We start from the raw sequence: 13,325 nt of genomic DNA on the forward strand, positions 1-13,325 counted from the left end.
GATTTAGAGCCAAAATACTATTAGCAATCAAGTATAAGAAGGTTGGTTTACATCTGGGCTGAATTAAAAAAAGGTGAATGAAATTGAAAATCCAATTTCATTCACCCCAACATTTGACACAGAGCCTCTTTTTTTATTTTCTCGGAAAAAAGATGAAAATTCAGAATATTTCACTTAATCCTATTGTATTACTCGGTCATACATGGTAAAATTCCAATAAATGACGTATTACCTACAAACTTAATAGATTTCTTATCAAGAGAGATGGAGGGAAATGGCCCTATGAAATCTCAGCAACCTCCTCACGGAAAGGTGCTAAATCCAAAAGACATGGTCTTTAGAGATAAGAAGGAAACTCGGAAATTGAGTTCTCTTCTTATATAGAAGGGAACTTTTTTTATATTATAAAAAGGATGATGAAGATGACAAAAATCGAAACTTTATTAACTCAAGTAGGTACACGTACTGATGAAAAAACGGGGGCAATTAACACACCTATTTATTTATCGACCGCTTATCGTCATGCGGGATTAGGAGAGTCGACGGGCTATGATTACACGCGTACGAAGAATCCGACGCGCACCGTATTAGAAGATGAATTCGCAAAACTTGAATTTGGGGATGATTGTTTTGCCTGTAGTAGCGGTATGGCCGCCGTTCATCTAGTACTATCACTTTTCAAAAGTGGCGATACCATTCTTTATCCAGAAGACTTATATGGTGGCACATATCGATTAGCAACGCAGTATGAAACACAGTATGGTATTCGAGCAATTTTCAATGATTTCTCGGATTTCGACGTTTTAGAAAAACAAATCATGACGGAGAAACCGCAAGCGCTATTAATTGAAACGCCGACAAATCCATTAATGCAGGAAATTCCAATTGAAAAATGCGCTGAACTTGCGAAGAAATACGATTTACTCCTTATTGTCGATAACACATTTTTAACGCCCTACTACCAACGTCCAATTGAACTCGGCGCACATATTGTCATTCATAGTGGCACAAAATATATTGGTGGACATAATGACGTATTGGCAGGGTTAGTCGTATCAAAAGGCGCTGAATTAGGCGAAAAACTCTTTAAACAACATAACGCCATTGGCATGACACTCTCCCCTTTTGACAGCTGGCTCTTACTGCGAGGTTTGAAAACATTGCATTTACGTATGAAGCAACACACGCTCAACGCGAAAGAAATGGTCGCATTTTTAGAAAATAGCCCACTTGTCAAAGATGTCCTTTATGCGGGACTTGGGGGCATGGTGTCATTCCGACTTCAATCGGGCGCGATGATTGCTCCATTCTTAAAAAACTTACAACTGATCGCCTTCGCTGAAAGTTTAGGTGGCGTTGAATCCTTTATTACGTATCCAACAACACAAACACACGCGGATATTCCTGAACATATTCGAATCGAACGTGGTGTCGATGATGCATTATTACGCTTTTCAGTCGGAATTGAAGAAGCTGAAGATTTATTAGCGGATTTACAACAAGTATTTAAAACTTTAGAAAACGAGGTACTCATCAATGACTAAAACGGAACATCAAGAAACTACACTGATTACAGGCTCTACAAAACATGATTATGAAGTGAAAACGGGTGCGGTCAATGTCCCCATCTATGCTTCATCCACTTTTGATCAACAGTCTTTCGATTCATTCGGGCCATTCGACTATAGTCGTTCTGGCAACCCGACGAGAGATGCGCTTGAAAAAACGATTGCTCAACTTGAAAGTGGAACGCGCGGATTTGCATTCGCATCAGGTATTGGCGCAATTTCTGCCGCGTTGCTTACATTGAGCGCTGGCGATCATATTGTCGTAACAAATGAAGTGTATGGCGGAACCTATCGCCTAGTGACGACTATTTTACCTCGTTTTGGCATTACGCATAGTTTTGCGGATTTCACAGATGTTGATGCAATTGAAAACGCCATACGCCCCGAAACAAAGGTATTATATGCTGAAACACCAGCCAACCCATTGTTGAGTATTACAGACTTGAATGCGGTTATTGCATTAGCGAAGAAATATGATGTGAAAACATTCGTCGATAATACGTTTATGACCCCCCTTTACCAAAAGCCTTTAGACTTAGGGGCAGATGTCGTCTTGCATAGTGCGACAAAATTCCTCGGTGGGCATAGTGAAGTGATTGCCGGCCTAGCTGTTACGAAAGATGAAACACTCGGCAATGCAATTTATACAATTCAAAATGGACTTGGCGGAATGTTGAGTCCACATGATAGTTTTTCAATCATTCAAGGTATTAAAACTCTATCGGCTCGAATGGAATTATCGTCAAAAAACGCGTTGAAAATCGCACAGTTTTTACAACAGCAAGATGATGTACTAGACGTTTACTACCCAGGATTACCTTCACATCCAGGCTATAAAACACATCAAGCGCAATGTACTTCTGCAGGTGCAGTTCTATCATTCAAATTACCAGATCGCGCATTTACAAAAGCGTTTGTAGAAGCAATGCAAGTTCCGATTTTCGCCGTAAGCCTTGGTGGCGTTGAATCTATCCTGTCATACCCTGCTACTATGAGCCACGCAGCCATTCCACAAGCTGAACGTGAAAAACGCGGCATCACAGATGGTTTACTAAGACTTTCTGTTGGCTTGGAAAATGTGTCCGACCTAATCGCCGACCTCTCGCAAGCGTTAGAAGTCGCAAGTTCGGTTTATACGAAGTAATCAAAAAAGCAGTAGAACGCTCAACTTCACATCGAGTGTTCTACTGCTTTCAATTATTTAAAAAGTGATAAATATTGTTCATAGCCTTTTTCAGCAAGTTCGTCTTTTGGGATGAACTGTAAAGATGCTGAGTTGATGCAGTAGCGAAGTCCGCCACGATCAGCTGGACCATCAGGGAATACATGCCCTAAGTGTGAATCCGCTTCTTTACTTCTTACTTCCGTACGTCGCATGCCGAATCGCTCGTCAAAATTCTCTTGTAGATTGACAATCGGTTTCGAAAACGCTGGCCAGCCACAACCTGCATCGAATTTTTCAGAAGATGAGAATAATGCTTCGCCTGATACGATATCCACGTAAATGCCTTCTTCAAAGTGCTGATCAAATTCATTTTGGAAAGGTGGTTCAGTACCTTCTTCTTGTGTTACATGGAATTGCATCGGTGATAATTGTTTTAAACGATCTTCCTTATTTGCCATCTCTATTCCCCCAATGCTTCACTTGGAAATCTGCTCGGCCAGAACCAAGCGCATATCTCTCATAATGAACTGGATTTTTGCGGTAGTAATATTGGTGATATTCTTCCGCTATATAAAATTCCTTCGCTGCGATAATCGGCGTTACAATATTTTTATTAAATTTGCCTGAAGCTTGTAAATCCGCTTTCGACTTCTCTGCTTGGCGCTTCTGCTCATCAGAATTGTAGAAAATAGCTGTACGATACGAGCTACCTCGATCAAAGAATTGTCCACCTTCATCAGTCGGATCAATAATTCGCCAAAACTTATCTAAAATTTTCTCATATGGGTAAATTTCTGGATCATATTCTATTTCGACAACCTCATAATGACCAGTCAAATCAAGGCATACTTCTTCGTATGTCGGATTTGGCTTATCGCCTCCAGAATAACCAGATAAAACTTTAATAATCCCTTCCTCTTTATCAAAAGGTTTTACTAAACACCAGAAACAACCACCTGCAAACATTGCTTTTTCAGTAGCCATCGATTTCACTCCTTTTTATCAATTTTGAGGAATAATTAATTGCAACTCTATGTTATCATTTTTCAAATCAAATGTCTTCGCTTTGATATGGCCTTCCGCTAAATCGCCTAAAGGAATGTCAATTGCTGTTAAATCAATATACGCCGTTTTTTCGCTCGGTTGGATCGTTAAGAAATCCGGTAAATCTGCACTATCGCGTACTAATTTCAATGCCGTTTGAGCTGGTATATTTAGCTTTCCAACAGAGACGTTTGTTTGATGTAAAAGTAAATTCCCATGTTCATCAATCTCTGGATCAAAATCTAATGTTATTGGTATATTTACCCCTAATGCATCAACGTTACTCGTGATTTTCACATCATCTTCAATAGCCATTTCCACTTGTACTTTACTACCTTCTGTTGCATCAAAAATGAATTTATTCGCTAAATTTTCAAAATCCTGTGGTTTCGTCGAAATCGAGAATTCATTCCCTTTATGTTCGGTCGGCATTGGTTTTTTCATATCCGTATTCCCTGTAAATACTAATACAAGGATCGAAATAATACCTAATACGACAATTGCTAGCAATCCTAAAAATAATACTTTCCATTTATTCATATACTCACTTTTATTAAGCGTTCAAAGGATTTCAACTTAATAAAATTCTCCTCTCAAAAACACCAATCCACGTGCTATTATTCTTTAATTTTTAATTTCCCATCTGAAAGCTTCTCTAAATCTGCTTTTTTCAATGTTTCAAATATGCGATTATTCATATTTCCATAGCCTTTTGCATTTGGATGGAAGAAATCTTCACTATAAACTTGTGCATCATTTGTAATAAAGAGATCCTCAACGGGTATGAAAATACTATGTGCGTCTTTTTCGACAATTTCCTTCATATCGCCATTCCACTCTTTTAAAATCTCTTCAAAATGTGAAGGATCATCCGTATATACAGTCAAAGGATTGTACACACCAATCGCCACAATCGGCGCTTCCTTATTTTGTTTGCGAATCAGTTGGAATATCTCGGCATAGCGCTCTTTATAAAGTGGTCTCTCTTGATCAAATGACTCTTTATTCAAGTCTGTAATATTTTCTCTTACAACTTTCATTAAGTCATTGCCACCAATTGTCAGTGTGATGAACTCTGCTTTTTTCAAAGAATCATTGACTTCACCGCTCTTTAATTGTTCGACTAATTCATCTGATCGTCTACCTTTTTTTGCGGTTTCGATTAGATGTACGCTTTTCACGCCATCCATCTCTGTCTCCATCGAATGTGCAAATCGTCCTGCATATCCTTGTTTCCCCTCTTCATCACCAACACCTACTGTGAGCGAGTCACCTAAAGCAACTAAATCGATTGGACGATCTTCTAAATTTTTCTCAAAAACGCCACTCGATTCTCCGCAAGCTGCTAGTAAGAAAACCGTCAGTAATGAAATGATGCCTATCTTTTTCACCAAAATCCTCCTCTTACATGTTTCTGATAAAAAAAAGTTGTCCTTAGGCATTTTGCGTAAAGACAACTCTTCTTGAAAATCGGATTACTCTGTGTAATAACTGAATCCAATTGCTCCTGAGCCTGTATGTGTACTAATGATAGGTGAAGTAAAGCCAAATTTCAATTCATCTGAATGATTTTCTTTAATAAATTCAGCTAAAGGTTCTGCCATTTTCAAGCCATTCGCATGTTCAATTCCAACACCAAGCACTTTTTTGCCTGCAGTATCTTCATTAAACTGCTTGCTCAAGTATTTTACAGCCGATTTGTAACTACGTACTTTTGATACTAAATTGTATTCGCCACCAGCAAGGTTAGCGATTGGTTTAATGTTTAGAAGTGAACCGATTAAGCTAGTCGCTTTACCGATACGTCCACCTTTTACCATGTTTTCAAGCGTATCAATAATTACGAATAAATGTGTATTTGCACGGACATGATCCAGACGCGCTACGATTTCTTCCATTGATTTTCCTGCTTGCGCCATTTTAGCCGCTTCAATTACTTGGAAACTTAATGCATAAGAGATGAAGCGAGAATCTACTACTGTAACTTTCGATTCGCTAATCGCTGCTGCAGCTTCTGCTGATTTATTCGTACCACTCATACCACCAGTCATCGTGATCACTAGAACTTCATCGCCGTCTTTTCCTAATTCATTGAATAATTCCTCAAATACGCCCACAGCGGGTTGAGAACTTTTAGGCAAATCTTTTAATGTAGCCATTTGATCTAAAAATGCTTCTGGTTTTACATCAATTCGGTCGATATATGTTTTTCCATCCATTTGAATAGTTAAAGGGACGATATGAATATCCAAAGCCTTTACTTCTGCTTCACTAATACCACTTGTTGAATCTGTAACGATATGAATTTTACCCATTACTTGCACATCCTTTGAATTCTGTATAGTTCTTTTAATGTTAAATTAGTTATCTATAACTCTATTTTACTTTCTTTTGTCATGATATACACGTGACAAATGTCAATTCTTTTTGAAGTTGTTTCATTAGATAATAATACTATCATATAAAAGACATAAATTAATCGAAATACACATAATAAATTGAAGGAGGAATGCATTATGCACAGTGCAACTGAAGATTATAAAACGAAAAGAGAGGAATTATGGAATGCGATTACACACGGTCTAGGTTTTATACTAGCGATTCCAGCTCTCGTATTACTTATTTTACAAGCGGGGACATTTAACTCTCCATTATATATGGTCAGTTTCATCGTATTCGGCATTTCAATGCTTTTACTATTTTTAGCTTCTACATTATTACACAGTGTACCTGAAAAAATGAAGAAAGTTTGCTCGATCATCGACCATTCTTCCATTTACATTTTAATCGCAGGTACTTACACACCATTCGCTTTACTGGCAATCGGCGGCAAACTTGGTTGGGCAATTTTCGGACTTGAATGGGGCTTTGCGATTATCGGTATTTTATTCAAATGTTTCTTCATTCATAAATATGAAGCATTGTCATTAGTATTCTACATCGCGATGGGTTGGGTCATCATCTTCGCATTCAAACCAATCGTGGCACATATTACAATGACGGGATTCTGGTTATTACTAACAGGCGGACTACTTTACACAATCGGCGCTTACTTCTATGCCAACCGTAAAATCCCTTACAATCACGCAATCTGGCATTTATTTGTACTAGGTGGTAGCGCGATGATGTTCTTCTGTGTTATTGGTTACGTATAAATAGGAAAACGACACGCAAATGAATGCGTGTCGCTTTTTTTATTTCTGTGCAAATACTTGTGTAGCTACTGAATGATAAAAATCATTTTTACTATTTTTCACGACACCGATGCCGATGCGATTATAGCGTGCATTCAAAATATTCGCTCTATGGCCTGATGAATTCATCCACATTTGCATATACTGACTGCCCGAACTCGCGCCTGCCGCAATATTTTCCCCTAATGCCCAATAAGGATAATTCGATTGCTGAACTAAAGTATAGAATGGACCGTATTTTGGCGAAGTATGGCTAAAATATTTACCATCGATCATATCCGTTGAACGAATAATCGCAATTTTACTTAAAGTTTCATCTAATACGACTGGCTTTAACTGATGTTTTGCACGTTCTTTATTCACAAGTTTCAAAATTTCTGCTTGCTGTTTTTCGTCACCTTTTGTCGCATAATCATCTACAAATGCAGGATTAGCCATCCAACCAGATGCGATTTTAATACGATTTGCTTTCGTTGAAGAAGTTGTCACTTTGTGAATACCATAAGCCGCATACTTTGAAGTACTTTTACTTGTAGAACTTGCGTATAACTTTTCCTTCTTCCCTACATAAATATAATCCCCTACAAATCCACTCTTGATCCAATAGTTTTTTGAAGTTTTATACCAACCAGCTGAACCTTTTTGAATTAAAGATACTTTCGTTCCCTTTTTCAATGCAGCATGTCGGCCAATACCTTTTGGTTCATCAAATTGTCTTGTTGTTTTACTTACGGTATATGATTTTGCCTTAACTGTTACTTTTCTTTTTACTGTTAAAGTTTGTTTTGATGAGACTTTTACTTTATATGTATAATAATATGTCCCTTTTTTATTCGTGTTCGCATTACCTGTTACAACGATTTTCTTCGTTACACTTTTTCCTTTAGAATCGGTCGCAGTAACCCCTTTTTTCGCATCAAAATTTGTACCTAGTGTTACGCTCGTCGCTGTTGCACCTTTGATTTGCGCTTTAGTTGCTGCTTTCGAATCCATCTCTACTAATAAAATTGAACTAACGAGTAAAATTGCCCATGTCATATGTTTCAATACTTTTTTCACTTAAATTCCTCCATAAAAAAATCACTATACTACAAAAGTAGTAAAGTGATTTTTATTTTTCATAAATTGTGTAGCGGAAAGTAAATCCGTCACCTTTATGGTCTTCAGTTGTAGTCTTTTCAGCCCATCCTTCATACGCAGGGAAGAATGTGTCCCCTTCGAATGAATGGTCAATTTTTGTAATGTATAAACGGTCGGCCATTGGTAATGCTTCTGTAAATATTTGCTGACCACCGATGATCATTATTTCTGGCTCAGCTTGTACTAAAGTTAATGCTTCCTCTAAAGAATGCACCACTTCAATTCCTTCTGCGCTGTATGCCTTATTACGCGTGATGACGATATTACGTCTACCTGGTAACGGTCGACCAATCGATTCAAACGTATTTCTACCCATAATAATTGGCTTACCCATCGTCATCTTTTTAAAATAAGCGAGATCACCTGGCAAATGCCACGGCATTTCATTGTTTAATCCAATTACTCTGTTCACATCATGTGCTACAATTAACGAAATCATATTTTCACCTCCATATACTAATTTCCAATATGCATAGAGAACAAACATCTTTTTGTAAATCTATGCATCTTTTATATTATAGTAGAAAAATCAATTTTTTTCAGTAGGATTAGGCATTTCATCGTAGTCAAAAATAAAGTCACAACAATCGACTCATAAATTTTATTATTTTCATGGGTCTAAAGGAGATAAAATGAACTTATCATTTGAAAAGACATGGGAAAACGCGATCGCACCCATTGACCGACAAGCAATCACTCAATTATTTGAGGATACGAAGGACTCACAGGAACGCTACTCACATTATAAATCAACGACCAACCACCGAGGGCATACATTGATTACATTATTAATTCATAATCGCAGTGATCAACTTTTATTATTCAACCATACTGAAGTCGCCTATGAAAACAATGTCGATTTCTTCACGATTCCAAAGCTCATCATACCACCGAAAACCTCTACACCATGGTGTTTTATTTACAAAAACAAAGGAACTGCCCAAGTTGATTGAGGCAGTTCCTTCTATTTAAACAGCAATCGGAGCTTTAATGCTCGGATGCGGGTCATACCCTTCGATTTTCAAGTCTTCCATTTCATAATCGAAAATCGATGTTTTCTCTTCATTTAAGTGAAGCGTTGGCAATGCACGATGTTCGCGTGATAGCTGCTCATTTACTTGATCCAGATGATTTTTGTAAATATGTGCATCCCCTAATGTATGGATGAACTCCCCAACTTCCAAATCACATTCTTTTGCGATCAAATGCGTCAATAATGCGTATGAAGCGATATTGAATGGTACACCTAAAAATACATCTGCCGAACGTTGGTAAAGTTGACATGATAATTTGCCATCTGCGACATAGAATTGGAACAATGTATGGCATGGTGGTAAAGCCATATCGTCAACTTCAGCCGGATTCCATGCACTGACAATATGTCGGCGCGAATTCGGATTATTTTTGATTGAATGAATGACGTTTTTAATTTGGTCGATTGTGCCGCCTTCAGCATCTGGCCATGAACGCCATTGCTTACCGTAAACAGGCCCTAAATCACCATATTTTGCGGCAAAATCATCATCTGATAAAATCTTCTCTTGGAAAATCGACATTTGTTCTTTATAAATGACCGCGAATTGTTCATCCTTCGCTGCACGATTACCGAAATGATCCATATTTGGCCCTTCGTATTCATCGCTCGTCACCCATTTTTCGAACGCCCACTCATCCCATATATGATTACGCTGTTGGATCAATGTTTTGACATTCGTATCGCCTTTTAAAAACCATAGTAATTCAGTGGCAATTAATCGGAACGCTGTTTTTTTAGTCGTTAATAACGGAAATCCTTCTTGTAAATCGAATCGCATTTGGTAACCAAATGTACTCCAAGTACCTGTACCTGTGCGGTCGCCTTTCGCATTTCCTTCATCTAAAATATATTGGCAAAGCTTTAAGTAAGCTTCATCTACATGATTGATCATATCAAAACTCCCTTAAAATCTTTTGTTCCATTATAACAAAATTCCTTCAATACTTCTTAGTTTTATACAAAATCGAGTGTAAATGCAAAGAACCAAACGTAATCATACGATTGGCTCCGTGTCATTATTCTGTAATCGCATTTCTTTCTGCTTCATCTTTATCCTCTTTTGACGCAGGAATGATGAGATTTAAAATTAATACGGCGATTGCACCTACTGCAGTTCCTGAAGATAGGATGTAGTTCACAAATGGTGGTACCGAGTTCATCACATCTGCTGGTATGCCCATTGTACCGATTGTTAGTAAAATTGGAATACCGATGACCATCATATTACGGTCATTAATCGTCACTTTTTGGATTACTTTTAAACCATTCATAATAATCGCGACACAGACAATTCCGAAGATCGCATTAATAACAGTCAGCGGCACACAAGTGATAAGCGCTGCCAACTTCGGCATTAGGCCAAGCAGCACTAGAATGATACCTGCCGCAATAATGGCACGTTTACTCGCTACTTTTGTTAAAGCGATAATCCCCGCATTTGAAGAATAGCCCGTCATTGGTGTACTGCCAACTACGCCACCAACTAAACAACCTAGACCTTCACCGACTGCCCCTTTATTTAAACGTTTTTCATTTAACTTCTCATTTGTGACAGTCCCTACTACGAACCAAGTGCCTGTCGTTTCGATTAAAATAATAAAATAGATAAAGACCATTGTTAAAACGGCTTGAAGATTGAACTCTGGCTTACCGAATGGGAATGCTGTTGGCAAAGAGAACCATTTTGCTTCCGCAACTTTTGCGAAACTTACTGTACCAAACATCATTGCGACAATTGTCCCTACTGCTATGGCGATGACAACGGATGTAAGACGGAAAAATGTTCCTGCGCCACCGTTTTTTCTACCTAGCAGCATTAGCGCTACTAATATAGTTGCTGTGACAGATGAAATGATTATATTTGATTTAACATCGCCCTCATACAGGCTACCAAAAGCTGTTGGCATCAACGAAATTCCGACGATGACAATTACAGTTCCGCCTACTAATGGTGGAATGATTTTCTTCACTGTTTTAGCAAAAACTTTTAGCGGGTAACCTAATAATGCGATCAATAATGCACCAGGTAATAATGCACCAAATACTGCGCCGAGTCCCAATTTACTACCGATTGCCCCAAGTGCGCCGATTGGAATGTATGACGGCCCTTGTACGACAGGTAATTTAAGCCCACCTAATGTTTGAATCAATGTTGCGATCCCAGCTGCTAAGAAACACATTTGAATAAAGAATGACGTATCATTTCCTAATGCGAGCATACCAGCAATAATAATTGGTGCAATATATAAGTCCATCGCTAATACATGCTGTGTTCCTAAAAGGAATGCTCTACCCCATCCTATCTTTTCATTGATCCCAACGAAATCGTTCGTGTTTTTTGTTTCATTTACCACATCAATTTCCCCTTTATCCTATTCTATCCATAAGAATGCTATTAACACGCGTTTTTCAAAAAACTATATTTGAATTATACATACGATCCGCAATGTTGTAAACTGTAAATACATACATTTTTCAAAAGTTATTCAATAATCGTTCGTGTTTTGTATTGACTCGCAAGAATCCATCTTATAAAATGTATGTATATTACTTAATTTAAGGAGTCGAACAAAATGATTGAAGACAAAGTATTGAGAGATGATTGGGTTGTCGCTTGTAGAGAATCTGATTTAACAGAAAAACCACTACAGCAAATCGTTCTTGGGGAGCGAATTGTTCTTTTTAGAAATAGTAAAGGGGTTTATGCATTTAAAGATCTTTGCGTTCACCGTGGCGCAGCGCTTTCACTAGGTTGCGTAAAAGATGATCAACTTGTCTGTCCGTATCACGGATGGGAATATGGCGATGATGGCCAATGTACGAAAATTCCACAATTGCCTGAAGGAACACAGGTTTCTAAAAAAGCGCAAGCATTTAAATACGGTTGTAAAGTTGCTTACGGATTCATTTGGGTAAATATTAATAATAATAATCCGGACTTCTTTCCATATAAAGAATCAACTGGCGGCGAATTCCGCAATGTTATTTGGGGACCTCAATCAGTTGAAGCGAAACCACCTCGTATTGTAGAAAACTTCCTTGATGTAGGTCACTTAGCATTCGTACACGTTGGTTTCCTAGGGGTGGAAGATAAGCCTGTCATCGGTGATTACCGTGTCGTTTCAGAAAATGATCGACTATATACAACACCAATCGAAGTGTATCAACCGGATCCAGACGGTTCTGGGGAAGCGAAGAATGTCCTATATACTTACGAAATTCTGCGCCCACTAACCGTTCGTTTCACGAAAGAAGAACCTACGAATAATACGAAGATGACGATTCTATTAACAATCAAGCCTGTTGAAGACTTAAAATCAGTTGCTTACGGTATTCTTTCATTCAACTATGAAACTGGTCAATCGGATGAAGAAATCGTCGCATTCCAAGATATGATCTTCTCACAAGATAAGCCAATTGTAGAAAATCAAAAGCCTGAAGAACTTCCATTAGATCTGCAAGCTGAACTTTCATTGAAATTTGATCGTCTTAGCATCGCATACCGCCAATATTTGAAAAAACTTGGTGTTGTTTTAGGTGTAGAGTAAAAAATTATTGTCGAACTGCGTAAAGTGGTTCGACATTTTTCTACTAATTACTATTTTTTATCCACTTATGCAGCTACTATTCCCCCTTATTCAAACTCTTATCCTCATTATTATAACAATAACCCTTTCTAATTGAGAATTCCCTTTTATTGTTACTCTATTTTGACTACTTTTTCAATATAGTATATAAATTTTTTATTCAATGGTTACTCTAATTAGAGTATTTGTTTTTTCGTTTTTTTACAGAAGTCAACAACATTTACGAGAAAAAATCGACAAAATAAAAATTTTTTTAATGTTTTTTAAGGTTGCTTTTTATTATATTTTCCCCGGGGTGAGCATCAAAATGATCTATTTTCATTATTCTAATTTATGAATATATATTCATAAATTAGATTTAATATTCAACTTTACTATTATAAGAATACTTATATCCTTTATTGAGAATCTACTGAAATCAATACATTGCGACATGATTCGACAGTTGTTTACATTTATACATTAATTAACTAATGTATTGCGGTTGAATATTTTAACACTAAAATATTTTAAAGTGAAAGTAGTGAGTATATTTTTGATTACCTGTATTTAGTATTTAACCCTTTTCCTTCTTGTGTTTACTACTTCACA

At 37.5% G+C, this 13,325-nt stretch carries 14 protein-coding genes and 1 riboswitch; of the genes, 5 read left to right on the top strand and 9 right to left on the bottom strand.

Features of this window, described 5'->3' with window-relative positions; all coding sequences use genetic code 11:
• The first annotated feature begins 249 nt into the window (after positions 1–249).
• A riboswitch (SAM riboswitch) is annotated at positions 250–350 on the top strand.
• A gap of 66 nt (positions 351–416) precedes the next feature.
• The gene (locus DF281_RS10400; protein WP_370447837.1) at positions 417–1,544 is read left to right on the top strand and encodes an aminotransferase class I/II-fold pyridoxal phosphate-dependent enzyme; all 1,128 of its coding nucleotides are present in this window, start codon (positions 417–419) and stop codon (positions 1,542–1,544) included.
• Positions 1,537–2,712, top strand: coding sequence for an aminotransferase class I/II-fold pyridoxal phosphate-dependent enzyme (locus DF281_RS10405; RefSeq protein ID WP_109350197.1), 1,176 nt, complete (start codon positions 1,537–1,539; stop codon positions 2,710–2,712). Before DF281_RS10400 ends, DF281_RS10405 begins: the two co-directional genes overlap by 8 nt.
• A 53-nt stretch (positions 2,713–2,765) precedes the next feature.
• Here the strand turns inward: DF281_RS10405 and msrB are convergent, their stop codons facing one another.
• From msrB to DF281_RS10430, 5 genes are all read right to left on the bottom strand, one after another.
• Positions 2,766–3,191: a peptide-methionine (R)-S-oxide reductase MsrB gene (gene msrB / locus DF281_RS10410; RefSeq protein WP_109350198.1), complete on the bottom strand. Its 426-nt coding sequence runs from the start codon at positions 3,189–3,191 to the stop codon at positions 2,766–2,768.
• Positions 3,181–3,717, bottom strand: coding sequence for a peptide-methionine (S)-S-oxide reductase MsrA (msrA, locus tag DF281_RS10415; protein ID WP_109350199.1), 537 nt, complete (start codon positions 3,715–3,717; stop codon positions 3,181–3,183). The genes msrB and msrA overlap by 11 nt, the downstream gene beginning before the upstream one ends.
• An 18-nt stretch (positions 3,718–3,735) precedes the next feature.
• Complete coding sequence (locus DF281_RS10420) at positions 3,736–4,317, bottom strand: YpmS family protein (protein ID WP_109350200.1); 582 nt, start codon at positions 4,315–4,317, stop codon at positions 3,736–3,738.
• A 77-nt stretch (positions 4,318–4,394) separates the two neighbouring features.
• Positions 4,395–5,168 carry a GDSL-type esterase/lipase family protein gene (locus tag DF281_RS10425; protein WP_240605544.1) on the bottom strand — a complete coding sequence of 258 codons (774 nt, stop codon included), beginning with the start codon at positions 5,166–5,168 and terminating at the stop codon, positions 4,395–4,397.
• Between the two features lie 84 nt (positions 5,169–5,252).
• Positions 5,253–6,092, bottom strand: a complete 840-nt coding sequence (locus DF281_RS10430) for a DegV family protein (protein WP_109350202.1) — start codon at positions 6,090–6,092, stop codon at positions 5,253–5,255.
• Positions 6,093–6,293: 201 nt separating this feature from the next.
• On the opposite strand from DF281_RS10430, the gene trhA reads away from it, so the two are divergent.
• Entirely contained in the window at positions 6,294–6,932 is a 639-nt protein-coding gene (trhA, locus tag DF281_RS10435) for a PAQR family membrane homeostasis protein TrhA (RefSeq protein WP_109350203.1), read from the top strand.
• A 39-nt stretch (positions 6,933–6,971) separates the two neighbouring features.
• Here the strand turns inward: trhA and DF281_RS10440 are convergent, their stop codons facing one another.
• Both DF281_RS10440 and folA read right to left on the bottom strand, forming a co-directional pair.
• The gene (locus DF281_RS10440; protein ID WP_109350204.1) at positions 6,972–8,030 is read right to left on the bottom strand and encodes a CAP domain-containing protein; all 1,059 of its coding nucleotides are present in this window, start codon (positions 8,028–8,030) and stop codon (positions 6,972–6,974) included.
• A 52-nt stretch (positions 8,031–8,082) separates the two neighbouring features.
• Positions 8,083–8,550 carry a type 3 dihydrofolate reductase gene (gene folA, locus DF281_RS10445; RefSeq protein WP_109350205.1) on the bottom strand — a complete coding sequence of 156 codons (468 nt, stop codon included), beginning with the start codon at positions 8,548–8,550 and terminating at the stop codon, positions 8,083–8,085.
• A gap of 193 nt (positions 8,551–8,743) precedes the next feature.
• Between folA and DF281_RS10450 the strand changes: the two genes are divergently transcribed.
• Entirely contained in the window at positions 8,744–9,064 is a 321-nt protein-coding gene (locus tag DF281_RS10450; RefSeq protein ID WP_109350206.1) for an SLAP domain-containing protein, read from the top strand.
• A 15-nt stretch (positions 9,065–9,079) separates the two neighbouring features.
• Here the strand turns inward: DF281_RS10450 and DF281_RS10455 are convergent, their stop codons facing one another.
• Positions 9,080–10,039, bottom strand: coding sequence for a thymidylate synthase (locus DF281_RS10455; protein ID WP_109350207.1), 960 nt, complete (start codon positions 10,037–10,039; stop codon positions 9,080–9,082).
• A 124-nt stretch (positions 10,040–10,163) separates the two neighbouring features.
• Positions 10,164–11,501: a uracil-xanthine permease family protein gene (locus DF281_RS10460; protein ID WP_109350208.1), complete on the bottom strand. Its 1,338-nt coding sequence runs from the start codon at positions 11,499–11,501 to the stop codon at positions 10,164–10,166.
• A gap of 219 nt (positions 11,502–11,720) precedes the next feature.
• Between DF281_RS10460 and DF281_RS10465 the strand changes: the two genes are divergently transcribed.
• Positions 11,721–12,695 carry an aromatic ring-hydroxylating oxygenase subunit alpha gene (locus DF281_RS10465; protein ID WP_109350209.1) on the top strand — a complete coding sequence of 325 codons (975 nt, stop codon included), beginning with the start codon at positions 11,721–11,723 and terminating at the stop codon, positions 12,693–12,695.
• The last annotated feature ends 630 nt before the right edge of the window (positions 12,696–13,325 follow it).

The sequence above is a fragment of the Kurthia zopfii genome (genome assembly GCF_003143955.1).
GTDB classification, from domain to species: Bacteria; Bacillota; Bacilli; order Bacillales_A; family Planococcaceae; genus Kurthia; species Kurthia zopfii.

What these genes read in the sequence shown, in the direction of transcription:
- msrA (WP_109350199.1), bottom strand. Translation starts at nt 3,717, where the DNA reads ATGGCTACTGAAAAAGCAATGTTTGCAGGTGGTTGTTTCTGGTGTTTA.
- trhA (WP_109350203.1), top strand. Translation starts at nt 6,294, where the DNA reads ATGCACAGTGCAACTGAAGATTATAAAACGAAAAGAGAGGAATTATGG.
- DF281_RS10450 (WP_109350206.1), top strand. Translation starts at nt 8,744, where the DNA reads ATGAACTTATCATTTGAAAAGACATGGGAAAACGCGATCGCACCCATT.
- DF281_RS10465 (WP_109350209.1), top strand. Translation starts at nt 11,721, where the DNA reads ATGATTGAAGACAAAGTATTGAGAGATGATTGGGTTGTCGCTTGTAGA.
- folA (WP_109350205.1), bottom strand. Translation starts at nt 8,550, where the DNA reads ATGATTTCGTTAATTGTAGCACATGATGTGAACAGAGTAATTGGATTA.
- DF281_RS10455 (WP_109350207.1), bottom strand. Translation starts at nt 10,039, where the DNA reads ATGATCAATCATGTAGATGAAGCTTACTTAAAGCTTTGCCAATATATT.
- DF281_RS10400 (WP_370447837.1), top strand. Translation starts at nt 417, where the DNA reads ATGAAGATGACAAAAATCGAAACTTTATTAACTCAAGTAGGTACACGT.
- DF281_RS10405 (WP_109350197.1), top strand. Translation starts at nt 1,537, where the DNA reads ATGACTAAAACGGAACATCAAGAAACTACACTGATTACAGGCTCTACA.
- DF281_RS10420 (WP_109350200.1), bottom strand. Translation starts at nt 4,317, where the DNA reads ATGAATAAATGGAAAGTATTATTTTTAGGATTGCTAGCAATTGTCGTA.
- DF281_RS10430 (WP_109350202.1), bottom strand. Translation starts at nt 6,092, where the DNA reads ATGGGTAAAATTCATATCGTTACAGATTCAACAAGTGGTATTAGTGAA.
- msrB (WP_109350198.1), bottom strand. Translation starts at nt 3,191, where the DNA reads ATGGCAAATAAGGAAGATCGTTTAAAACAATTATCACCGATGCAATTC.